This is a genomic window from Ectobacillus funiculus, from assembly GCF_004138295.1.
In the GTDB taxonomy this organism is placed as follows: domain Bacteria; phylum Bacillota; class Bacilli; order Bacillales; family Bacillaceae_G; genus Ectobacillus; species Ectobacillus funiculus.
In genome coordinates this window covers 60,788-84,884 of record NZ_SCFM01000017.1, presented here as the reverse complement: position 1 = coordinate 84,884, position 24,097 = coordinate 60,788, and the positions used below count along the sequence as shown (strand labels likewise).

The 24,097-nt window shown below is 40.3% G+C and carries 23 protein-coding genes; 21 read left to right on the top strand and 2 right to left on the bottom strand.

The annotated features are described in order from the left end of the window. Positions 1-54: 54 nt before the first annotated feature. The 3 genes from EP737_RS13240 to EP737_RS25600 all read left to right on the top strand — a co-directional run bounded on the left by EP737_RS13240 (position 55) and on the right by EP737_RS25600 (position 2,129). Positions 55-1,305 (top strand): dicarboxylate/amino acid:cation symporter, encoded by a 1,251-nt coding sequence (locus EP737_RS13240; protein WP_129728446.1) that lies wholly within the window; start codon positions 55-57, stop codon positions 1,303-1,305. A 191-nt stretch (positions 1,306-1,496) separates the two neighbouring features. Further along, positions 1,497-1,754, top strand: a complete 258-nt coding sequence (locus tag EP737_RS13235; protein WP_129728445.1) for a hypothetical protein — start codon at positions 1,497-1,499, stop codon at positions 1,752-1,754. A gap of 204 nt (positions 1,755-1,958) precedes the next feature. Then, entirely contained in the window at positions 1,959-2,129 is a 171-nt protein-coding gene (locus tag EP737_RS25600; RefSeq protein WP_165350784.1) for a hypothetical protein, read from the top strand. Between the two features lie 295 nt (positions 2,130-2,424). Here EP737_RS25600 and EP737_RS13230 read toward each other — a convergent pair whose 3' ends face one another. Then, positions 2,425-2,757 carry a MerR family transcriptional regulator gene (locus EP737_RS13230; RefSeq protein ID WP_129728444.1) on the bottom strand — a complete coding sequence of 111 codons (333 nt, stop codon included), beginning with the start codon at positions 2,755-2,757 and terminating at the stop codon, positions 2,425-2,427. A 288-nt stretch (positions 2,758-3,045) separates the two neighbouring features. Between EP737_RS13230 and EP737_RS25595 the strand changes: the two genes are divergently transcribed. The 10 genes from EP737_RS25595 to EP737_RS13185 all read left to right on the top strand — a co-directional run bounded on the left by EP737_RS25595 (position 3,046) and on the right by EP737_RS13185 (position 14,921). After that, positions 3,046-3,165: a hypothetical protein gene (locus tag EP737_RS25595; RefSeq protein WP_246040257.1), complete on the top strand. Its 120-nt coding sequence runs from the start codon at positions 3,046-3,048 to the stop codon at positions 3,163-3,165. Between the two features lie 24 nt (positions 3,166-3,189). Further along, entirely contained in the window at positions 3,190-3,357 is a 168-nt protein-coding gene (locus EP737_RS26905; RefSeq protein ID WP_129728443.1) for a Fur-regulated basic protein FbpA, read from the top strand. A 320-nt stretch (positions 3,358-3,677) separates the two neighbouring features. Then, positions 3,678-5,987, top strand: coding sequence for an RNA polymerase recycling motor HelD (gene helD / locus EP737_RS13220; RefSeq protein WP_129728507.1), 2,310 nt, complete (start codon positions 3,678-3,680; stop codon positions 5,985-5,987). A 108-nt stretch (positions 5,988-6,095) separates the two neighbouring features. Continuing rightward, the gene (locus EP737_RS13215) at positions 6,096-6,350 is read left to right on the top strand and encodes a P-loop NTPase family protein (protein ID WP_246040253.1); all 255 of its coding nucleotides are present in this window, start codon (positions 6,096-6,098) and stop codon (positions 6,348-6,350) included. A 401-nt stretch (positions 6,351-6,751) separates the two neighbouring features. Continuing rightward, entirely contained in the window at positions 6,752-7,738 is a 987-nt protein-coding gene (locus EP737_RS13210; RefSeq protein ID WP_129728442.1) for a sugar-binding protein, read from the top strand. Next, positions 7,735-9,180 (top strand): sensor histidine kinase, encoded by a 1,446-nt coding sequence (locus EP737_RS13205; RefSeq protein WP_129728441.1) that lies wholly within the window; start codon positions 7,735-7,737, stop codon positions 9,178-9,180. Before EP737_RS13210 ends, EP737_RS13205 begins: the two co-directional genes overlap by 4 nt. Continuing rightward, positions 9,165-10,703, top strand: a complete 1,539-nt coding sequence (locus EP737_RS13200) for a response regulator transcription factor (protein WP_129728440.1) — start codon at positions 9,165-9,167, stop codon at positions 10,701-10,703. Before EP737_RS13205 ends, EP737_RS13200 begins: the two co-directional genes overlap by 16 nt. Before the next feature lie 366 nt (positions 10,704-11,069). Next, the gene (gene xylF, locus EP737_RS13195) at positions 11,070-12,158 is read left to right on the top strand and encodes a D-xylose ABC transporter substrate-binding protein (protein ID WP_129728439.1); all 1,089 of its coding nucleotides are present in this window, start codon (positions 11,070-11,072) and stop codon (positions 12,156-12,158) included. A 70-nt stretch (positions 12,159-12,228) separates the two neighbouring features. After that, positions 12,229-13,740: a xylose ABC transporter ATP-binding protein gene (locus tag EP737_RS13190; RefSeq protein WP_129728438.1), complete on the top strand. Its 1,512-nt coding sequence runs from the start codon at positions 12,229-12,231 to the stop codon at positions 13,738-13,740. 2 nt (positions 13,741-13,742) lie between these two features. After that, positions 13,743-14,921, top strand: a complete 1,179-nt coding sequence (locus tag EP737_RS13185) for a sugar ABC transporter permease (protein WP_129728437.1) — start codon at positions 13,743-13,745, stop codon at positions 14,919-14,921. A 60-nt stretch (positions 14,922-14,981) separates the two neighbouring features. Here the strand turns inward: EP737_RS13185 and EP737_RS26900 are convergent, their stop codons facing one another. Then, positions 14,982-15,158 (bottom strand): IS3 family transposase, encoded by a 177-nt coding sequence (locus EP737_RS26900; RefSeq protein ID WP_425455906.1) that lies wholly within the window; start codon positions 15,156-15,158, stop codon positions 14,982-14,984. 603 nt (positions 15,159-15,761) lie between these two features. On the opposite strand from EP737_RS26900, the gene EP737_RS13170 reads away from it, so the two are divergent. The 8 genes from EP737_RS13170 to EP737_RS13135 all read left to right on the top strand — a co-directional run bounded on the left by EP737_RS13170 (position 15,762) and on the right by EP737_RS13135 (position 24,096). Further along, positions 15,762-17,702 carry a BglG family transcription antiterminator gene (locus tag EP737_RS13170; RefSeq protein WP_129728436.1) on the top strand — a complete coding sequence of 647 codons (1,941 nt, stop codon included), beginning with the start codon at positions 15,762-15,764 and terminating at the stop codon, positions 17,700-17,702. A 173-nt stretch (positions 17,703-17,875) separates the two neighbouring features. Further along, positions 17,876-18,202, top strand: coding sequence for a PTS lactose/cellobiose transporter subunit IIA (locus EP737_RS13165; protein WP_129728435.1), 327 nt, complete (start codon positions 17,876-17,878; stop codon positions 18,200-18,202). A gap of 112 nt (positions 18,203-18,314) precedes the next feature. Next, positions 18,315-18,623: a PTS sugar transporter subunit IIB gene (locus EP737_RS13160; protein ID WP_129728434.1), complete on the top strand. Its 309-nt coding sequence runs from the start codon at positions 18,315-18,317 to the stop codon at positions 18,621-18,623. A 26-nt stretch (positions 18,624-18,649) separates the two neighbouring features. Further along, the gene (locus EP737_RS13155) at positions 18,650-19,948 is read left to right on the top strand and encodes a PTS sugar transporter subunit IIC (RefSeq protein ID WP_129728433.1); all 1,299 of its coding nucleotides are present in this window, start codon (positions 18,650-18,652) and stop codon (positions 19,946-19,948) included. 1 nt (position 19,949) lies between these two features. Beyond that, complete coding sequence (locus tag EP737_RS13150; protein WP_129728432.1) at positions 19,950-20,210, top strand: hypothetical protein; 261 nt, start codon at positions 19,950-19,952, stop codon at positions 20,208-20,210. A 23-nt stretch (positions 20,211-20,233) separates the two neighbouring features. Further along, complete coding sequence (locus EP737_RS13145; protein ID WP_129728431.1) at positions 20,234-21,325, top strand: DUF871 domain-containing protein; 1,092 nt, start codon at positions 20,234-20,236, stop codon at positions 21,323-21,325. A 589-nt stretch (positions 21,326-21,914) separates the two neighbouring features. Continuing rightward, the gene (locus EP737_RS13140) at positions 21,915-23,015 is read left to right on the top strand and encodes an amidohydrolase/deacetylase family metallohydrolase (RefSeq protein WP_129728430.1); all 1,101 of its coding nucleotides are present in this window, start codon (positions 21,915-21,917) and stop codon (positions 23,013-23,015) included. Further along, complete coding sequence (locus EP737_RS13135; protein ID WP_129728429.1) at positions 22,993-24,096, top strand: DgaE family pyridoxal phosphate-dependent ammonia lyase; 1,104 nt, start codon at positions 22,993-22,995, stop codon at positions 24,094-24,096. Before EP737_RS13140 ends, EP737_RS13135 begins: the two co-directional genes overlap by 23 nt. Position 24,097 lies beyond the last annotated feature (1 nt).

Sequence of the window (24,097 nt, the reverse complement as noted above, 5' to 3'; positions counted from 1 at the left end):
TATAGTTGGGTACAGGAAATAAAGCGTTTTCAAAAATTAAAAGGAGGATGAACAATGTCTAAACTGAAAAATCTGACTGTTCAAGTAATTCTAGCAATTATTATTGGTATTTGCGTAGGTCACTTCTTCCCCGCGTTCGGAGCAGAGTTGAAGGTGTTAGCTGATATTTTTATTAAACTTATTAAAATGGTTATTGCTCCGATTGTATTCTTTACAATTGTCATTGGTATTGCAAGCATGGGAGATGTAAAAAAGGTAGGACGTATTGGCGGTAAGGCGTTGTTATACTTTGAAATTGTGACAACGTTTGCTTTGGCGATTGGACTCCTTATTGTAAATCTTGTGAAGCCTGGTGAGGGCATTAATACGAGCAACATAGAGGGAGATGTTTCTCAATTTACAAAGCAAGCAGCAGAAACAAGTCATGGTTTAGTAGACTTTCTCATGGGTATCATCCCTGATAATATCGTGAGCGCGATGGCGAAGGGTGAGTTGCTTCCTATTCTATTTTTTGCTGTGTTATTCGGGGTTGCGCTTGCGGCTATGGGAGAGCAGTCAAAGCCTGTTATTCAACTGTTCGATAAATTGAGTCATGGCTTTTTCGGAATTGTAAATATGATTATGAAGCTTTCTCCGATTGCGGCGTTTGGTGCGATGTCTTATACAATTGGAAATTTTGGCCTTGGTTCTTTGTTTTCTCTTGGCAAACTAATGGGCTCTGTTTACTTAACGATGTTCTTCTTTATCGTGTTTATATTAGGTGCAATTGCAAGATTCTATGGCTTTAACATTCTATCATTCATTAAATTTATTAAAGATGAGATTTTCCTAGTATTAGGTACTTCCTCCTCTGAATCTGCGTTACCTCGTTTAATGGACCGATTAAACCAATACGGCTGCTCTAAATCTGTTGTTGGTCTTGTAGTGCCAACGGGTTATTCCTTCAACCTTGATGGAACATCTATTTACTTGTCCATGGCTGCAATCTTTATCGCGCAAGCTTATGGTATTGATTTAAGCATTTGGGATCAAATCACATTGCTCGGTATTTTAATGCTTACGTCAAAGGGTGCTGCAGGAGTAACGGGTTCTGGATTTGTTACGTTGGCTGCGACGCTTGCCGCATTCCCGGTAATTCCGGTAGAGGGTATGGCACTTCTGTTGGGAGTGGATCGCTTTATGTCTGAAGCGCGTGCTATTACAAACCTAATCGGAAACGGTGTGGCAACTGTTGTAGTTGCAAAAATGGAAAATGAATTCACTCCGCAACAGGTAGAAAAAGTAGTAGAATCAAGGATTTCTTAATAGTGGACAAACGGGCTATCCTTTCTTTGTACGAAAGGATAGCCCGTTGTTGGTTGTTTGGTTGCTTATAACGGGCGTTATATGATCTATTTCAATATTTGTTGTCAGGAAGATAAACACCTATTCCTGTTGGCTTTAAGACGCATATGGTAAAGGTGATAGGTAAAATGATGAAAAGGGAGGAAATAGGAATGTTTCCACGACAGGTACCATTTGGAGGATCTCCATATTTAGCTATGGGTCCATATATGGGAGGAGGCTACGGCAGTCCATATATGGGGGGAGGCTGTGGATGCTCATATACGGGAGGAGGCTATGGCAGTCCATATACGGGAGGAGGCTATGGCAGTCCATATACGGGAGGAGGCTACGGCAGTCCATATATGGGAGGAGGCTATGGCAGCCCATACACGGGAGGAGGTTATGGCAGCCCGTACACGGGGAGTTAAGGAATTCTTTCTGCAGCTGGCTATAGAATGAAGTGCGTATTTAACAGGTAAAATAAGCAACGATTCATGAGGCACCGTCTTGGTCCTGGACGGTGTCGTAAGCTTGATAGGGAAAGATTTGCTTTTCGGTTGCTTTGATTCGTATAAAAATACATAAGAGTGGAAACTCTATGTAGAAAGACTTTGCACAGGGAGGTATAAAATATGCCCAATGAGTTTGTGGACAATCGCTATTTAACAGATCTGTTATCTATTGTTTTAGGATTCGATGATACAAGTGTCAAGGAATTATCTCCCGAGCAGCAGCTTGAGGTATTTAAGTATTTACATAGCGCAAGAGGTGAATTTGATAAATTGAATGATAGTACCGGATGATGAAACGAGACGGTGCTCTAACAAGTTCTCGATATGAAAAAAGGCTGCCTAGGAGCAGCCTTTTTTCATATGATTGGCAACATACGATACTTGTGTACAAAAAGAAGGTACGTGAATGAAGGTAGGTGGTGCAGCCGTTTTGGCAGACGAAAGGGTATGTGCGGTAAATAAACTGACCAAGTACAAAATCCTATCATAGGTGCGATATGAATGTTTTGTGCCATTTGCTCCGGTTATTTGTGCTTTTTGTTTATCTGAACTCTATAGGAAAGCTTTCCGGATGTTTTTCATACAATTATCGTGGCTTTTGAATACCAAATTGTGCATTTAGCTGTCCGCGAATCATTTGTTCACGAACAGTTTTCTCGTTCAGTTGTTTTTCCTTTCGCAGCATCTCTTTTCGAATTTCGTACGTCTGCACGCCTTCCTCCATTTTCTCCACAATTTCCATCAACTGCTCTATATCGTTGAAGGAGTACTTTCTTGTACCTTTCTGCGTACGCTCCGGGAAAATGAGTTTTCTTTCTTCGTAGTACCGAATCTGACGTTCGGATAATCCTGTAATCTCACTGACTGTTCCAATGGTAATAACCTTCTTGTCTTTATAGGACTCTTCTTTGAGCGCCAACACAGTTCTCCCCTTTTTGTGTTACACTTTCTTTCCCATATTTATTACTATACGCTTTTTTTGCGAATTATGCGACATGTTTGTTATATTTTCTGACATCCTTGTTATATTTTCTTACATGAAATGGAAAAAAATTCAAAACACTGTAAGGTTTTCTTACGATTTTCGAGGAAAATAATTGGAAATTTCATACAATAAAATAAAGACAAAATAATATACAGCAAAGTGTAATCAGCACATGAAAGCAGGAGAAAGGAGGGGGGCAACGTGACAAATTTAGAGGAATCTATGCAACTGGCCAGAAAAATTATTGAGCTGGATTTGTTGAGAGATGAGATGCTCGAAGAGTTGATGACGTTAGCGGGAAACAAAGCCTTCGATCTACTGCGGACATTGCAAAATCAATAAGCTTTTCAGAAAGGGGCATGCGGCATGTCAAATTTACTCAGAAAAGCCGTAGAACGGCAAAAGCGATTTTACATTGAAAGATTGCTGGAAGCTGGGATTTATAAGAAGTCCAATGTTCATTTGTATGAAATGACATTGAGTGATCTAAAACAGGTATATCAATCGTATAGACATTCTCAACAGCACCTTTGAATGCTATGCTTTTTTCACCATATAAGAAACTCATTATAGGTATAACAATAGCGCTATATGCTGCTTTTGTTATACCTTTTTTCTTTGCGCCGTAAGAAAGGATAAATTTCCAGAAGGGAGGAATTTTGGGCATGCAGCAGTTATATATTAGGAAAAGAAAAAATTCAAGGCAGGAACGCCGATGGATTTTGCGTGTCTGTGTCATAATATAAGTTGCATCCTTAGCTAGGATGAAAGAGAATAGCAATAGGATAGAAAAAACCGTTATACATAAATTTCCATCAGAGGATTTAGTTTGATAAAAGGAGTGGCGGATGTCTATGAGAGATTTAGAGCAGGAGCAACAACGCGTTGATGAAGTCGTCGCAAAAATGAAATTAAAAAGCGCCGCCCTAGAGCAGCAAGCGGGAGCGGTAAAATCAGAAGTTGTAGGAATTCGCCAAAACTTTTGGGAGGATGTAACTGTAAACTTTGATGATGCGGTTGAAGCTGCGGAAACCTTCACGAGCTTAAAGCAGCAAGTTGAATTATTAGCTGAGAGGGAACGGAGTCACCGTCATGGAAATGAACAACTGAAAATATTAAAAAGATTACAGTCTTCCCCCTACTTTGGGCGGATTGATTTTATAGAAGACGGAGAAGAGGAAGAAAGGATTTATTTAGGAGTCGGTTCGTTTTATGACGAGGAGACGGAGCAATTTCTCGTTTATGATTGGCGAGCACCGATTTCAAGCTTATATTATGATTACGGAATTGGTCCAGCACAATATGAAGCGCCTGGCGGTACGATTACAGGAGAAATGAAGAGAAAGCGCCAGTTTGTCATCCGCAATAGCCATATTGAGAGTATGTTTGATACTGGCATTACCATTGGTGATGAAATGCTGCGTGAGGTATTGGGGAAGCAAGCGAACACACAAATGAAAAGCATTGTAGCAACGATTCAGAAGGAACAAAATCGGATTATCCGCAACGACACAAGCCGTTTGTTGGTTGTGCAGGGAGCAGCAGGGAGCGGAAAAACTTCGGCTGCTTTGCAGCGAGCCGCTTATTTGCTCTATCGATATCGTGGCGGGCTAAACGCGGATCAGATTGTGTTGTTTTCACCAAACTCCATGTTTAATAGCTACGTGGCAACAGTTTTGCCGGAGCTTGGGGAAGAAAATATGCAGCAGGCGACCTTTCAGGAATATTTGGAGCGGCAGCTTGGTAAGCATTTTGATTTAGAGGATCCCTTTACACAAATGGAATATGCACTTAGTTCCAAGAGTGATCCGGGCTATCCTGTGCGCATGGTAAGTATTCGCTATAAAGCAACGATGCATTTTATGCGGTTAATTGAGCGGTATGTAGAAGCTGTACATGAAGAGGGATTGATCTTTAGGGATATTATGTTTCGGGAAGAGGTTCTGATTTCCGCAGCGCAAATTCATGAGCGATTTTATAGCTTAGATGCAAGTCTATCCATTCCAAATCGGATGCAGCTTGTTGCAGAATGGCTGAAAACCGAATTAAGACGTTTGGAGCGTTCGGAGCGGAAAAAGCCATGGGTCGAGGAGGAAATGCAGTTTTTGGACAATGATATTTATGTCCGTGCTTATCGCAGATTGCAAAAACAGAAGGAATATTCTGAGCACACCTTCGATGATTTTAAAAGGGAAGAGCGGTTGTTAGCAACGGTTGTTGTGCAGGAGAAGTTTAAGCCGCTGCGCCGGTTTGTGAAGCGTCTCCAATTTTTAGATGCTGTTGCCGTATATAAGCAACTGTTCGCACCGGGGGCTGCCGAGCGATTTCAAATGGATTTGCCGGAGCAGTGGGGGGATATGTGTAAGCAAACCGTTGAAAAGGTAGATGCAGCCGAGCTGTTTTATGAAGATGCAACACCGTACTTGTATTTAAAAGAACAGCTTGAAGGCTTTCAGCGCAATACGTCCGTACGCCATGTGTTTGTAGATGAAGCGCAGGACTATTCACCGTTTCAGTTTGCTTTTTTAAAGAAGCTGTTTCCGCTTGCGCGTATGACGGTGCTGGGAGATTTGAATCAGGCAATTCATGCGCATGCTGCTGATAACGGCTTTATGGCGGCTGAAGAGCTATATGGTCCTAAGCAGACCGAAACAATTATATTGACACGCAGCTACCGTTCAACAAGGCCAATTATTGAATTTACAAGTCAGCTAATTTCCGGTGGAGAGAATATTGAGCCATTTAACCGTGAAGGGGAAAAGCCTTCTGTTACAAACGTTTTGAAGGAACAGTTAGCACAGCGTATTATAGAACGTGTTCGAAGTTTGCAAGCAGCCGGGCATGAGACAATCGCCGTTATTTGCAAAACAGCTTCAGAAAGCAGGGAGGCGTACAATGCGATGCGAGACGACCTTCAGCTTCGCCTCATTCGGAAGGAGAGTGCCTCCTTTGAGCCAGGGGTGCTTGTTATTCCGTCTTATTTGGCCAAGGGCGTGGAGTTTGATGCGGTCATTGTATATGACGCTTCGCAATACTGCACCGAAGATCGGAAGCTGTTTTATACAGTGTGTACACGGGCGATGCATGAACTGTATTTGTACGCTTCAGAAGAGGAGAACCCTCTTTTAGCAGATGTTTCTAGAGAGTTATATGTACAAGGCTAAGTGAACAAAGAACTCCTTCCATAAGTTATAAATTCGCTTGCAGCGTATGAAAAGAGGGAGAATAGGTAACAATTCTTGGTGGATAGTGATAGGAGAGGAGATTATTTTATGGACTCGCACCAGTTTGATTATGACAGGCAGGAAAAGCCTGGAGATTCCATGTCTGGAAAACAGTTAATGGATATTCTGGAGCATTCGCTTGAAATGGAAAATGAAATGATGCGTACCTATTTAATTACAGCAGAGCGACTTCATGCAGATGAAGAGCTGAAGGAGCGGCTGCAAAATTTTGCGGAAGGCAATGCGAAACGAACGCGTCAGCTTTTAAACGAGATTGAGAAGTTAGACAAAGGCGAATCGTGATAACTGTGAATACTTATAACCCTGCAATCCGTATTTGTATCGGTATTCTTCTAGATATGAGCTGCGATGTTATACAAAAACCTGAATCCTGCATTGTACAGGACTCAGGTTTTTTACATTGTAACCAGAAAGTATAACCTTTCGGGGTGATGTCTAGCTCCCAAGGTCCAAAATGGCAGACTCCGGGCTGAACCTCTGCAAAAGGAAAAAAGCGCCTTTTACTCCGGCCCACTCCTACGCTGCCATAAAAGGCGGGCCTTGTCCGCTTTTCTTAATACAATATGTTTCCTTAGACAAGTAAAGAAAGACTGTCCTAAGTTGCTTTGCTATATTTTATCCAGCAAGGTATTGAAAACGCTTCCCTTAATCTGTACTATATATAATACGGATTGGAGGGACATATGGGAAACAAAAGGTGGACGGCTAGTTTAATAGTGTTGTTTGTTCTTTTTATGTACGTACTTATTCGCTTTGCAGCAAATACGAACAATATTGAAAATGCCGTAGAAAGTTTGAAAACGACGCAAAAGGCAAAGGGAAAAACGGCTCATTTTATTCTTATTGCCCAGGAATTGGATAATCCATATTGGAGAAGCATTGAACAAGGAGCGAGGAAAGCAGCCCATACGTACAATGTGCAGGTAGAGTATATTGCCCCGTTGCAGACAAGTGTTGAAGAACAAATGAAATTATTTGAAAAGGCAATTGTATCTAAGGTAGACGGGATTGTTGTACAAAGCCTTGATGAACAGATGTTTGCCCCAATTATTAATAAAGCTGTTAACGAGAATATTCCTGTTGTCACGATTGATACAGATTCGCCAAAGAGTGAGCGGGTTGCCTATGTCGGAACCGACAATTATACAGCTGGTGAGAAATTAGGAGAAGTGGTAGCGGAAATGACCGGGGGCGAAGGTGAAATTGGCGTAATGATTGGCAGTGAAACATCAACAAGTCAAAAACTACGATTTAACGGCTTCCTATCTGTCATTCAGAAGCATCCACAGATGAAGGTTGTCGAGGTAATGTCGTCGAATATTTCTCAAATCCAAGCCGTTTTGCAGGGAGAAAGCATGCTGAAGAAGCATCCTGACATGTCAATTATGGTCGGCATGAGTGCTTTAGATGCAATCGGTATTTTAAATGCAACAACTAATATGCGCAGAAATAATGTGCAAATATTTGGCTTTGATGATGTAGAGGAAACTCTGCAAGCTATTTCAAATGGGCATATTCAAGCAACCATTGTACAAAAACCCTTTGATATGGGCTTTCAATCTATCAAAATTCTGCGCCAGCATTTACAGGGGAAGGCGATGAAAGTGGAACATTTTACTCCGACTGAGGTGATTACGAAAAATAATGTACATCTGGAGGAAACGAATTGAATATTCGCACAAAATTATTTATTTTTATCCCAATTCTCGTTATTTTAATTAATTTGGTTTCATTTTTTGTTTTTCAGAGCGGGAAAAAGGTTCAAGAAAGCTATAATGTCATGATTGACAGGGTTTTTCTATACAAGCAAATTTCAATGGAGACACAGGAAAATCTCCGTTTATTAAGCGGCTATATTGCGAATCAGGATACAAATTCCTATAGCTCATTCCTTCGGCATAAAGGAAAGCTGCAGGCTCTTCAGGCATCATTAGAGAAACAAAATCGCGGAGGAAATGAGGAGCTTATTTTAGAAAATTACAGTCATCTCATCTCATCATTTTTAGAGCTGGAGACTGCTACTACAAAAAAATTACTTGAGCAGGATTTTGCGGGCTATGTGGAACAATACAAGGAAGTTGAAAAAATTGCTTCTTTCATTCGGGAGGATAGTCAAAATCTTGTTGATTTAGAACTAAGCAACTACCAGCCGATTTTTAAGAAGATTATGGCTAATACACGATCTATGAACCAATTAGGCGGGATACTATTTATTCTTACAACGGCGCTTAGTATCGTATTTGCAATCTGGCTCTCACGAAGCATTGTCATTCCTATCCAGCGTCTTGTGTATATTGCAAAGCAGATTGGCAAAGGGAACCTAGATATAGCTGTACCAGTATTCCAAGCGAAGGACGAGTTTAGTATTTTAGGAAATATGTTTCATGAAATGCTAGAGAATCTCCGAACATTGATGGGTAAGAATATGGAAATTCTGGAAAAAGAGCGCCTTGTGAAAGAGCTTGAGTTAAAGGCGCTGCAAAGCCAGATCAATCCACACTTTTTATTTAATACATTAAATGTAATTTCAAAGCTGGCATATATTGAAGGGGCTGAGCAGACGAGCGACTTGACGGTTTCTACGTCCAATTTGCTGCGCTATAATCTAAGGAAGCTGGATGAACCGGTGACGCTTCGGGATGAAATCAAGCATGCTGAGGAATATTTTGCGATTCAAAAAGCACGATTCCGGGATCGGGTCCAGTTTAGATTGGATATTAACGAAGCGTGCTTAGAACAAGCCATTCCGTGTTTAACTCTTCAGCCGCTTTTGGAAAATGCATTTGTGCATGGTATTGAGGGAATGGAGGCGGGAGCAATTATAGAGCTTTCTGTTAAGGAGATAGATAACTTTGTATTTGTCGCTATTTTTGACAATGGTGCTGGGATGACTGAAGAAACAAAAGAGTCATTGTTGACAGCTTCACCGGTTTTTCCAACAAAGAGACGTTCCACTGGACTCGGGACAACAAATGTATTTAAGCGCTTACGTCTCTTTTATGAAATGGAAGAGATTGTGGATATTATCAGTAAGCAGGGCGAGGGAACAAGTATTATTTTGAAGCTTCCAATCAAACAAGGGGGGCAGGGGAAAGTATGTATCAATTACTAATCGCTGATGATGAACCGCTAGAGAGAGAAGGTCTTGAGCTTATGGTGCAAAGGGCAATGCCTGAGCAATTTACCATCTATCATGCAGAGAACGGAAGAGTTGCAATTGAAAAGGCAGATAAACACCAGCCCGATATTATTTTTATGGATATTAAAATGCCAGGCATTCAGGGTCTTGAGGCAGTTTCTGTGATTCAAAAAAAGCTCCCGGATACAAAGATTGTAATTGTAACAGCGTATGATTATTTTACTTATGCAAAGGAAGCGCTCTCCTTAGGAGTGAGCGATTATCTTTTAAAGCCGGCAAAACGGGAGCAGATTGTTGCATTGCTCCAGCGGCTTACGAATGAAATTGTTACAGACCGCAGCAAGCGAACACAGGAGCTTGAGCTTATTGAACAAGTTTCTCATCTTCGGCCTCTTACAGAGAATGAATGCACGTTAATGCTGATGCTAGAAACGGTTCAAGAGCTGGATGTACTCACACTGTCACGAATGCTTGCTATAGAGATGCAATTTGGCAGCGCAGTTGTGATATCATTTCCAGATGTGAAGGATGAAAAGGAGCAAAGACGCGTATATGAGTGTGCGAAGCATTATGTAAAGTCACAGCAAAATTGCTTAGTCAGCCCAGTTATTCAGCAGCATATGGCAGTTTTCTTTCCTGTTGTCCTAGAGCGGGAACGAGATGTGCAGCAAGCAGCTTTTTTGCATGATGCAGGGAAGTTGCGTGAATATATAAAGCAGCAAACAGGACAAACCGTCTGTATTGGAATTGGTCCAGTACATAAAGGAGCCGCGGGCTGGCGGCAGTCGTATGAGGAGGCATTGGCAGCGAGCAAGCAATGTACAGAAGCTGTACCTGTGCAGCCATTTCGTAAAGAGATGAAAAGAAGCATTTCAGAGGAGCAAGGGCGGCAGCTATGCAATGCAATTAGTATCATGGATGAGCAGGCAGCTATGTTGCAGCTTCGGACTATATATGAAAAGCTTATAGAGATAACGAAGAGTGACGCAAAGCGTATTCGCGCTCAGCTTCTTTCTCTGTTTGGTTATATTTCACAATTCATGCAGCATTCCCATCTGCAGCTGGAGCCTATTTCCTTCCCTGATATAGATGATCTATCAATGCTGCGAGTAGCGAGTGAGCAATATGTTATAAATATTATTTCTAAGATGAAGAATGAGCGGGAGAAAAGGGCAGGACATTTGCTCATGCTGGCCAAGAATTATATTAAGGACAAATATACAGAGGATATTTCTCTTGAACAGGTAGCTGAGCATGTAAATTTAAATTCTGTATATTTCAGTAAGCTTTTTAAAAAGCAAACGGGAGAAACATTCAGCGATTATGTAATGAATATGCGCATTGAAAAAGCAAAGCAATTGATGAGAAATGAAGCATTAAGCTTAAAAGAGATTTGCTTTCAGATTGGCTATCATGATCCAAATTATTTTAGCCGGGTATTTAAAAAATGTACGAACGAAGCTCCAAAGGAATATCGTCAAAAGCTTTTGCTTTAACAAACTGTGAAAGAAATTCCTTTTCTAACAGGTATAGTATAAACATAGATTCAATGTGGAATGCCGTTGCGATTTGTAACGGTATTTTTCTATTTCTATTTAAAAAAGAGTAGATTTCGAGTTGGAAGTGAATTTGGCGCAGGCGGCATTTTCTGGGAGAAGGGGCTGAATTCTGGACTATTTTAAGTAAAAGATAAAAAAATGCTAGTTTTCAGTAGAAATTATTTGTAACCGTTTTCGATAGGTTAAATTAATGAAGATAATGCATAAATAAGTGAAGAAAAAGTGAAAACAGAGGGAGTATTCCCCATGATAATCTATGTATGTAAGCGTGATCATAATAGAGAAATAGGGGGACTTAAGCATATGAATAAATGGTTCAACGTTGTATCTAAAGGTGCGTTAGCAGTTGCATTAGCTTCTACGGTTGCCGCTTGTGGAGTTGTATCATCTGGCAATGAACAGAAGGCAGAGAACAATGAAAAGAAAAAAGACGATAAAGTTGTAATCGGTTTTTCACTAGATACCCTGAAAGAGGAACGTTGGCTAACAGACAAAGCATTATTTGAGAAAAAAGCAAAGGACCTTGGTGCAGAAGTGAAAACGCTATCAGCTAACGGGGATGATGCCATGCAGCTGAGCCAAGCAGAGCAGTTGATTTCTCAAGGTGTTGATGTTCTTGTAGTGGTACCTCATAATGCCGAAGCTTCTGCAGCGATCGTAGAAAAGGCTCATAGAGAAGGGATTAAAGTGATTTCCTATGACCGTTTAATTAAAAATTCGGATGTAGATTACTACGTTTCCTTTGACAATGTACGTGTAGGAGAAATGCAAGCGCAGGCGATTGTAGACAAGGCTCCGAAAGGCAACTACGCCTATATTGGAGGAGCAGATACTGATAACAATGCAAAGCTATTCCGTGAAGGGGCAATGAATGTCTTAAAGCCGCTCGTTGATAAAGGCGATATCAAAATCGTATATGATCAGTATTCTAAAGATTGGAAGCCAGAGGAAGCCTTGAAAAACATGGAGAATGCGTTAACAGCTAATAAAAACAATATCCAAGCTGTTGTAGCAGCAAATGATGGAACTGCAGGCGGTGCAATCCAAGCATTAACGGCACAAGGCTTAGCCGGTAAGATTCCGGTGTCTGGTCAAGATGCAGACTTAGCAGGCTTGCAGCGTATTGCGGAAGGTATACAAACGATGACAGTGTACAAGCCAATTGATAAAATCGCAACGACAGCAGCAGAAATGGCTGTAAACGTAGCAAAAGGAGAACAGGTGAAGGCGGATCAAAAGGTAGAGAACGGAAAAATTGACGTTCCAGCTGTGTTGCTTGATCCAGTTGCGGTTACGAAAGAAAACATCATGTCGACAGTTATTAAAGATGGCTTCAAAAAGCTTGAGGATGTATTTAAAAACGTTCCGAAAGATCAATGGCCAAAACAATAATTCTAGTAAAGAGGAAGTGAATTGGACAGAATGTCCAATTCATTCCTTACAGAGTAAGGGGGTTGGAATAATGTACGCTTTAGAGATGATGAGCATTACAAAAGAGTTTCCCGGCGTAAAAGCCTTAGATAATGTAAGTTTTAAAGTCAAAAAAGGAGAAATTCATTCGCTGTGCGGAGAAAATGGAGCAGGTAAATCTACCTTAATGAAGGTGCTCAGCGGTTTATATCCAGCAGGGACATACAGCGGTGAAATCCGTATCGATGGCAAGACAATGAATTTCCGTAATATTACAGATGCAGAGCAAGCAGGTATCTCCATTATTCATCAGGAGCTGGCGCTCGTGAAGGATATGACAGTGGGAGAAAATATATTTCTAGGCAGAGAACCGAAGCGGTTCGGCTCCATTCAATGGGATCAGCTGTATGCTGAAACGAGAAAATGGCTGCAAGCTGTCGGACTCGATGTTCACCCGGAAACGAAAGTTCATTCTCTTGGTATCGGTCAACAGCAGCTAGTAGAAATTGCAAAAGCATTATCTAAGAATACAAGAATTTTAATCTTGGATGAACCGACGGCAGCGCTAACGGAGAGTGAAGTGGAAATTTTAATGAATTTGCTGCAGGACTTGCGGAAAAAAGGCGTTGCTTGTATTTATATTTCCCATAAAATGCCTGAGGTGTTTTTCTTATCAGATTCTATTACCATTTTACGGGACGGCCAATCTATCGCTACGCTAGACCGGGAAGAGGCAAATGAGGACCGCGTTATCGCTTTGATGGTAGGACGCGAATTAACAGAGCGTTATCCGTATGTAAAGCATACACCAAAGGAAGTTGTGCTTGAGGTGAAGAACTATACCGTCTGGAATAAGGATAAGCCGGGCATGAAGGTGAATGAAAATATTAATTTTAAGCTGCGCAAGGGAGAAATTCTTGGTATCGCTGGATTAATGGGTGCAGGTCGGTCTGAGCTTGTGATGAGTTTGTTTGGCGCATATGAAGGAAAAGCAGAAGGTGAAGTGTGTATCGAGGGCCAAAAGGTGAAAATTAACTCCGTTCGCTCTGCGATTCAAGCAGGCTTGGCTCTTGTAACAGAGGATCGGAAGCGGCTTGGTCTTGTGCTTGGGATGGATGTCAAAACAAATACAACACTAGCGAGTTTGCCTACAATCAGCAAGTTCGGTGTGATGAATAACAATGAAGAAATTAAGTGGAGTGCAAAATATGCGAAAGAGTTGAAGACGAAGACAGCATCACTTGAAACAAGAGTAGGATCCCTTTCAGGCGGAAATCAGCAGAAGGTTGTATTAGCAAAATGGCTGATGGCAAAGCCGAAAATTTTGATTTTAGATGAACCAACACGCGGAATTGATGTTGGAGCAAAATATGAGATTTATAACTTAATGAATCGGCTTGTAGAAGACGGGGTTGCAATCATCATGATTTCTTCCGAGCTTCCAGAGGTTCTTGGTATGAGCGATCGTATTCTTGTTATGAATGAGGGGAAATTCGTAAAAGAGCTAAAGCGTGAGGAAGCAAATCAGGAAAATATTATGCAGGCAGCAACAGGAGGGAAATAAAAATGGAAGCAAAAGCAGTGATTTCTCAAAAAGAGACCATCAAGCAGCGGAGTCCAAAAAACATCTTTGGAAAATTTGATGTTCGTGCTTATACGATGATTATTGCGTTAGTAGGGATCTGGATTTTATTCTCATTCTTAAATGATACATTTTTAACTGCGCGTAACCTATCGAACCTATTTACACAAATGTCGGTAACCTCTATCCTAGCAATTGGTATGGTACTCGTTATCGTAGCTGGTCATATTGACCTATCTGTCGGCTCTATCGTAGGTTTAACAGGCGGTGTTGCTGCTATTTTAAGTAGCTGGATGGGATTGCCGACAGTTGTTGCAATTGTAGGTACACTTGTAGCTGGCATTCTCATTGGTTTATTGCAGGGGTGGCTTGTCGCATATCGCGCAATTCCTGCCTTTATCGTAACGCTTGGCGGTATGATGATATTCCGTGGTTTATTAATGGCTATTACAAAATCAACAACGATTTCAATTTCTGATCCAAACTTTGTAGCGATTGGAAATGCGTATTTCACAAATGCATTCGGAATAATTTTAGCGGTAATCGTAATTGGAGCATTGGCTATTTCAATGTTTAGAAGACGCAAATCCCGTCAGCAATATGGATTTGAAGTTGCGCCATTCGGTTTAGATGCAGCAAAGCTTGCGTTCTATAGCCTGCTTATTATTGCATTCGTATATGTGATGAACAGTTATAAAGGAACACCATTTCCAATCATCTTTGTTATTCTTATCGCATTAATCTTCAGCTTTATTTCAACAAAAACGACATTTGGCCGCCATATTTATGCACTCGGTGGAAACCCTGAGGCAGCTCGTTTGTCAGGTATTAATATTAAAAGCCGTACAATGCTGCTCTTTATCCTAACAGGCTTACTATCCGCTGTGGCTGCTCTTATCCTAACAGCGCGCCTAACATCCGCAACAATTACAGCAGGACAAAACTTTGAATTGGATGCAGTTGCTGCATGCGTAATCGGCGGAACATCGCTTATGGGCGGTACAGGAACAATCCTTGGAGCCATTATCGGTGCGCTTGTTATGACATCTCTTGATAACGGAATGTCCTTAATGGGAATGGAATCCTTCTGGCAGTATATCGTAAAAGGAAGCATCTTAATTTTAGCAGTTTGGCTTGATATTGCGAGCAGGAATAAAAAGTAATGATAGTGTTGTTAGTGTGAACATCCCCCTGTCAAGTAGACATCGGCAAAAAGACAGTGTCTATGATGCAGCCATTCTTCGGTACTCTATCGGAGAATGGCTGTGTAACTTTAATTGAATTCTTTCTGTGTTATAAAAATAAATATAATTCTTAACGGCACGCCGTACCATCTCTTTTGTTTGAAATGACTGTAGATATAACAGCTTTGATTTTAAATGGCCAAAGAAATTTTGAATGCCAATATCTTTTTTTATACATCATTTTGTGCTTGTACGTATTCTACTACTGTCTCTAAGCTCATTGTTTTTTTACTCGGTTGCTTTTTTGTATTACGTATAGATTTTCCACGCCGATCCTCTAATCCTAGAACACCCACCAGATTTACGATATGCCTTTACCCATCTCCTTATATGACGATTGCTTGGTAAGTTTAATTGCTTCGTTACCATGTCCCAACCCATTCACATCAGAGACAATCAAACCTATAGTTTGTATCTCTTTTAAAGATTATAATGTTATATTTACTTCATTGGCTTTCTATGATATTGTCTATGTGTAAAAAAGATATTACATCCTTTTCTCACTTATAATTCAAAAACGTTTACTTGACAGGAGAAGAAGGGAATTAAGTTTGGGTATGTATCTATTAATGGCTACCTTGTCAGCCAATGTAATTGTCATTTTAGGAGTGGAGTGGCGGAAATGGCATGCAAGCGATAGATTCCCTCATTCGATTCCTCGATGTCAAGAAATTGCCTGGACCATGTCTTTACATTCTCACAACATATTTGTACCAGAACCTTTTATGAGGGAGATGAATAAAAAGGGAGGGATCATGAATGATTCATTTGCATCCTCGATCAATCTTTATATTAAAAGAATTTCTCAATACAAAGTCGGTCATTAATGGAAATTATCTCTCAAAGTTTGCGAATGTTTCCTCTCGTACAATCCGAGGCGATATAAAAATGTTAAATTCGCTCATTTGTGAACACGGTGCGGTTATCCAGTCATCTAGGGGAAATGGGTATCAGCTTGAAATCATGGATGAGGGTTCATTTTATTCATTTATACAAACATACCTTCAAAACAATACCGTAAATCATGCTGTTGTCCCCATTGATCAGAAAGAACGAGTTATGTATATAGTAAGAAGATTACTCAGTTCACCAAATTATATGAAGTTAGAAGACTTGTCTGAAGAACTTTATATTAGCAAATCTACTGTGAATAATTTAATGAAAGATGTAAAGAAATTATTAGGGAAATATCAATTAATGCTAGAGAAACGTCCGAATTACGGTGTGAGAGTAACGGGTGATGAATTTTACATTCGTTCTTGTATGTCCGAGTATTATTTTAATCGCGATATCCACATACCGATGCTGCAAAATGAACAATATATGTTGAAATTGTTCAACTCCCTTGAGATAGATATGGTTAAAGAGATTGTACTGCGCTCTCTAAAGGAAAAAGGCATGGGATTATCCGATCAAGAATTTGAAAATTTGCTGGCGCATATTTTGATTTCTATTGAAAGAATTCGAAGTGGCAGTGTAATGAAAGAAATAGATATAGATACAAAAGACATTGAACATACAAAGGAATATGCGATTTCCCGTAATATGCTCTCGGAGTTGGAAAAGGTATTTTCTATTCATTTCCCATATTTAGAAGGCATTTATATTACCATTCGTTTATTAGGGACAAAAGTGACTAGTTATCCAACCTCTGAAGCGAGTTCAAAAGAGAAAACAGTGAACGACATGATACAAGAAATTATTCAAGCCGTTTACGAAGAGATGAATATAGATGTAAAGCATGACGAAGAGCTAAAGCTTAATATGGCGGCGCATTTATATGTTGCATTAAACCGTATTAAATATGGGTTAAATGTACGAAATCCTATTATTCAAGATATCAAAACGCATTATCCCTTAGCCTTCGAAGCGGGTTTAATCGCAGCTAATGTGATTGGTGGCAAGATAAACAAAGAAATTGAAGAAAGTGAAACCGGGTATTTAGCCATTCATTTAGGTGCAGCCATCGAGAGGCTGAAAAAGACCCGGAAACAAAAACGCTGTTTAATCGTTTGTGCAACAGGAAAGGGAAGTGCTCAATTATTGAAATATAAATTGATTGAGCATTTCGGGGGATTGTTAGATGTTGTTGATGTTACCAGCTATTATGAATTAAAAGATTGTGTATTAGAGATGCATATTGATTTTATTATTAGTACTGTTACGATTGATTTCGATCTTCCTGTACCTGTTACAAAGGTGAACACTATTCTAGGAAAAGATGATGTAAGTAAAGTCAGGAAAAATTTATATGAACAGCACAGTGAAGACATCAGCAGCCATGTAAAGAGTGAGCTCATATTTTTACAGCAACATATGGATTCGAGAGAGGAAGTCATTCAATTTTTAAGTGACAAAATCGTTGAGTTAAACTTAGCAAGCCATACTTTGTGCAGTTCTGTTTTAGAGCGCGAGGCATGCTCTTCTACAGCCTTTGGCAACCTTGTAGCCATTCCTCATCCTATCAAAAACATAAGTAAAGAGACGTTTGTTGCATTTTGTTCCTTGGTTAAGCCGATTGATTGGGGAGGAACACCCGTACAATTGGTTTGTTTATTCAGCGTAAAAGAAAACAATACGAGCGACTTACAATATTTATATGATTTCCTATACAACATTCTTGATAATAATAGTACAGTAGATAAAATGATTAGTTGTGTGAATCAAAAAGAGTTTAAAAGATTGGTACATGTAAAATAGACAGTCGCAATTCGTGTCCGTAGTGTATATGTATGGAAAAGTGTAGCAGAAGAATTATCATGCTATTCCAAAACTTCCGTTTCCAACGGAAGTTTTTTATATTTAGAAGAAGGTGATTTTGAACTAAAATAAAACCATCAAAAGAAAGCGCTTTTACAAATAAGGAGGTTAATATGGAAACAAACTTGCCAATCAGTTTTCAAATTATTTTGCATAGTGGAAATGCACGCAGTTTAGCATTAGAAGCTATAAGGTTTGCCAAGAATGCAAACATGGAGGAAGCACTAGCAAATCTTAAAAGGGCTAAAGAGGAATTAGGGCTTGCGCATCAAATACAAACTAAGCTCATTCAAGATGAAGCAGGCGAGAATAAAACGGAGATTAGTTTAATCTTGATTCATGCTCAAGATCATTTGATGAATGCAATTACAGTGAGAGATTTAGCAGAAGAATTTGTTTCGTTATACCAAAAAATAGATACACTGCTTATTCAGTCATAATGCATGTTTAACAAAATCTATTACGTTACAGCAAGAGATCAATAAATCAAGAAGCATAGCAGTCACGTTTAAATTGCAATTTTAAGTTTATTTCTATAAGGGGAGATAAGACATGAAAATTTTATTATGTTGTGCAGCAGGAATGTCTACTAGTATCATCGTGAGAAAAATGCAAGCGTCGGCTGAGAGCCAAGGGAAAGAATATATGATTAAAGCAGTTGACCAAGGCAGAGCGGAAGAAGAAATAAAAGATTGTGATGTAGTGCTTCTTGGTCCTCAAATCCGCTTTTCACTGCCAAGATTTCAAGAGTTAGGAAAGTATCACAATGTGCCGGTTGAAGTCATCAATCAAATGCACTATGGAATGTGCAACGGAGAAGCAATTCTGCAGCATGCAGAGTCATTAGTTTCCAAAGCATAACGAGAACAAGAGGGGAGGATGAGGAGATGAATAAGTTATTTGGCTTTTTGGAGAATAAGGTCGCTCCAATCACTTACAAGATTGGATCGCAAAGGCATTTATTAGCAGTACGAAATGGTGTTATGTCAACGCTGCCCTTAACAATTGTCGGATCGTTTTTTGTTCTCTTGCTAAACTTCCCAGTTGAAGCGTTTAGTGAATGGATAGCGCCGCATAAAGCTGCTCTTGATGTTCCATTTCGTTTTACGGTTGGTGCCATGTCGCTATATGCAGCCTTTGGGGTAGGGTCAGCATTAGCAGAATCGTATAAACTAGATCAATTAAACGCTGGTTTTTTATCCATTCTTGCATTCCTAATTTCCTGTGTAGTACCTGTACAGATTACACAGCCAGTTGAAGGAGTAATCGGAGCCGGACGTTGGCTGCCTATCAGTAGCTTAAGTGCCGGATCTTTATTCGGAGCTATTGTTACATCTTTAATCACTGTTGAAATTTATAGGTTTTTAATCAAACGCAACATTACTGTTAGGCTGCCAGACAGTGTTCCGCCAGCAGTTGCAAAATCGTTTTCTGCCCTAATTCCTACTTTTGCGGTTGTGTTAGTCTTTTGGGGGATTCGTTACGGGCTAAACTTCAATATTAACTCTTTTATTACAACCTTGATTTCCCCGCTTAAAAATGTATTAGTAGGCAACAGTCTGTTGGGAGGATTATTAACAGTTTTCTTAATTGTATTTTTCTGGTCACTTGGTATTCATGGACCGGCAATTTTAGATCCGCTTATACGTCCGATGTGGGATACGGCAATCTTAGAAAATGCGGACACTTTCGCACGAACTGGGGATGCCCATCACTTGCCATATTTATTTACAGAACAATTTCTCCAATGGTTTGTATGGATTGGGGGAGCAGGATCAACCTTAGCTCTTGTCGTTCTATTCATGTTCTCAAAAGTAAAATATTTAAAAGAACTGGGTAAATTATCCCTTGTTCCAGGATTATTTAATATCAATGAGCCTATTATCTTTGGTGCTCCTATCGTTATGAATCCAATACTTGCCATTCCATTTATTATTACGCCATTAGTCACAACAACAATCTCTTATTTTGCAGTAGTTTCGGGGTTTATTCCAATGATGATGGCAAAATTACCTTTTACCATGCTAGCGCCAATTGGAGCTATTATAAGCACAAATTGGACCTTTGCGGCTGGCGCACTTTCAATTATAAATTTCCTTATTGCATTAGTAATTTACTATCCATTCTTTAAGATGTTTGAAAGACGACAAATGAAAGCTGAAGAAGAAGGGGGACAAGCAGCCTAAGATGATTGAAATGATAAGTGCTGGGCTAGCTCTAATAGCAGCTCATATTCTTTTTGAACGTTCAGGCCTAGGGAAGAAGTTAACTCCCTGGAAATCTATCGGCATCTCTATTCTAGTTATCAGTTTGTCCTTAGTTATATTTGTATTAAGCGGCAGCAAGTTTGTTTTTATAGTTATTGTAACAACTGTATTTTGCGGTGTATTTGTTTCAACAAGATATCGAGACTATTTAATGAGCTTGGCTCGCAGCAAAAAGTTATAACAGAATGAGAGGAAGAAGAGGTAATGTCAAGAAAATTAGGTGTTTCTATATACCCAGAACATTCAACACCCGAAAAAGACAAGAAATATTTAACGCTGGCTTCTCAATACGGATTTGAAAGAGTGTTTACCTGTCTTCTCTCTGTGAATAAACCGAAAGAAATCATTATCGAAGAGTTTATGGACATTATCGCCCATGCAAAATCACTGAGGATGGAAGTCATTTTGGATGTCGCACCAGATGTCTTCGGAAAGTTGGGTATTAGCTATGACGACTTAAGCTTCTTTGCTCATTTGGGTGCTGACGGCATTCGGCTAGATCTTGGATTCGATGGTTTAAAAGAGGCAAAAATGACATATAATCCATATGGACTCAAGATTGAATTAAACATGAGCAATGATGTGGACTATCTGGAGAACATATTAACTCATCAAGCGAATAAAACACAACTGCTCGGATGTCATAATTTTTATCCGCAAAGGTATACGGGCTTACCATATAATTTTTTTATAGACTGCAGTAAACGATTTAAAAAGCATGGAATCCGCACGGCAGCGTTTGTCACTTCTCGTCAAGGAAATCTTGGCCCTTGGGATATTAATGATGGTTTATGTACATTAGAACAACATCGTTCCTTGCCAATTGATGTACAAGCGAAGCATCTATGGGCGACAAAGCTAATTGATGATGTAATTATTGGAAATGCATATGCAAGTGAAGCAGAGTTGAAATTACTAGGTTCCCTCAATCGTGAAATGGTGGAATTAAAAGTAAAGCTTCAACCGGAAGCATCTAATATAGAGAAACAAATAGCACTGCGAGAAATCCATGTACGACGCGGTGATATAAGCGAATATATGATTCGTTCTGTAGAGGTAAGAAAAAAATATGCTGCCGAAGATTTCTCTTTCCACAATAGTATAAAGCAACAAAAAGGGAGATTATTCATTGGAAACAATAGTTTTGGTAAGTACAAAGGGGAGCTCCAGGTTGTTTTGCGAGACATGCCATTAGATGAGCGGAAAAACTATATTGGGGATGTTGTGGAGGAGGAGCATTTCCTCATTGATTATATTCAGCCCTGGGGAGCATTTGTTTTAAAGGATCAAGAATAATACTGGAGTGGGGACAGCGTGAAAGAGGTTTTAAACATAGAACGAGTTCATTTCTTTACACTTTAAGAAAGTATAAATTTCTAACTGGAAGACAATTCGACGTAGTTAGAAATTTTAGGAACAAAGTATAAGTGCAACTACGCCTCTGTCTTCGCCCAAGGGCAGGGCTTGCCAATCGGCGAGTTTTCTTTATAAAACACTGATTCTGTCCGACAATATTATGGAGGCAGCATATTTGCCAAGTGAGCTTCAGTCTCGCTTGGCTTTTTGATGTGCCAGGCATATTCATCAATTAGACGGTGAAAGTCCGTTATGGGTGTCGAGATATACAAAGGATGTCTCTGGTGATAGGGAATCTAAAGGAGGCGGGCGAAAAATCCCTGACCTGAGGAACAATAAGCTTCAGAAATATTACAAAACAACGATAGTTATACTTTTTTGATTTCTTAGGACATATCAACAACATAACATTATAACGTTATGTTTACTTTATCGATTTTCTATGTTATTCTACATGTGTAAGAAAGAAATACAGATGCAATTAGTTATGTAAGCGCATTTAAATGGAGTTACGGAAGAGGTGAAATGAATGAAAGGGCGGTTCGTATTGCGCAATGTAAAGCGCATAAATAAAGAAGAAATCGATATCGTGGTTGAAGACGGAAAAATTGCCGAGGTGACAAAGGCTGGGAGTGGACGTGGGCAGCAGATAATTGACTACTCAGATGTATACGTATCGAGCGGCTGGATTGATTTACATGTCCATGCATTTCCTGAGTTTGATCCATATGGCGATGAAATTGATGAAATTGGCGTCAAACAAGGCGTAACGACGATTGTTGATGCTGGAAGCTGCGGAGCGGACCGGATTGCAGATTTGGCTGCGAGCAGGGAACAGGCAAAAACGAACTTGTTTGCATTTTTGAACATTTCACGAATTGGATTAAAACGAATCGATGAATTATCCAATATGGACTGGATAGATAAAGACAAGGTATTGCAGGCCGTTAACAAACATCGGGATCTCATTGTCGGATTGAAGGCGCGTATTAGTAAGAGTGTCGTTCGTGACAGCGGGGTTGAACCTTTGCGGGTGGCACGGGAGCTTTCTCATGAAACATCGTTGCCATTAATGGTGCACATCGGTTCCGGACCGCCAAATATTGAGGAAGTAATACCTCTCTTGGAAAAAAGGGATGTCATTACTCATTACCTCAACGGGAAAGAAAATAATCTTTTCGATGATGAAGGCAAGCCGCTTCAAGTGTTGATTGATGCAATTGAACGCGGTGTGCATTTGGATGTCGGTCACGGCAATGCAAGCTTTTCATTCAAGGTTGCTGAAGCAGCGAAACGGCATCACATCGATTTAAATACAATCAGCACAGATATCTACCGTAAGAATAGATTGAACGGTCCGGTATACAGCATGTCCAATGTTCTCTCAAAATTCCTTTACTTAGGATATTCACTTGAGGATGTTATTGCGGCGGTCACAACGAATGCGGCAAGCTGGCTGGAAAAACCGGAGCTTGGCCGGATACAGATCGGGGACACTGCGAATTTAACACTATTTACAGTTCAAAATGATCCGATTACACTCATTGATTCTGAGGGGGACAAGCGTGTAGCAGAGAGAAGGATAGAAGCAAAAGGAGTGGTTGTAAATGGAACGTTCATTGAATGCTAAATATGGGCTTAAACGTGTCATTAACGCGAGCGGACGAATGAGTATTCTAGGTGTGTCAGCCCCGACGGATACAGTGATGGATGCGATGAAGCAGGGCGGACAAAGTTATGTGGAGATTGCGGATTTGGTCGATAAAGCAGGTGACCATATCGCACGCATCCTAGGTTCAGAGGCGGCAGTTGTCGTGAACTCGGCATCCAGCGGTATCGCCCTTTCTGTCGCGGCACTTGTGACGCAAGGGAATCGCCGCAAGAGTGAACGCCTGCATCAAGAAGTCATTGCGAAAAATCAAGTAATTATGCTGAAAGGTCACAACGTACAATACGGGGCGCCGGTTGAAACGATGATCTACTTGGGCGGCGGTAAGCTTGTTGAAGTCGGCTATGCGAATGAAGGCAGAGCGGAGCATATCGAAGAGGCCATTTGTGAAAATACGGCAGCTATTCTTTATGTGAAATCGCACCATACGGTTCAAAAAAATATGATCTCTATTGAGGAAGCATGGGAAGTCGCAAGGAGGAATGGCGTTCCGCTCATCGTCGATGCTGCGGCAGAAGAAGATATTCAAAAGTATGTGAAATACTCGGACCTTGCGATTTACAGCGGTTCAAAGGCTATTGAAGGCCCGACTTCAGGGATCGTCGGCGGTAATCGAAACTATATTGAATGGTTAAAAGTGCAACTGCATTGTATCGGAAGAAGTATGAAAGTCGGCAAAGAAACGACGTTCGGGCTGCTTCAAGCACTTGATGAGTACGGCGTAAAAGAGGACAAAAGCAAACAAGAAAAAGAAACATTGCAAGTATTAATGCCGCTGAAGGACATTGAAGGTGTCAATGTGACGGTTGTACAGGATGAAGCAGGGCGGGCAATATTCCGCGCACGTATTCAAATTGATCCAGAGCGGACAAATACGACGGCAAAAGATGTCGTGAAGGGACTGCGCGAAGGTGAAATTGCCATCTACACACGTGATTACGGTGTGAGACAAGGCTATTTCGATATTGATCCACGTCCGCTCCAAGGTGATGACATCCACGTCATTGAATCTAAAATACGCGAATTAGTGAGGGGAAAATAAT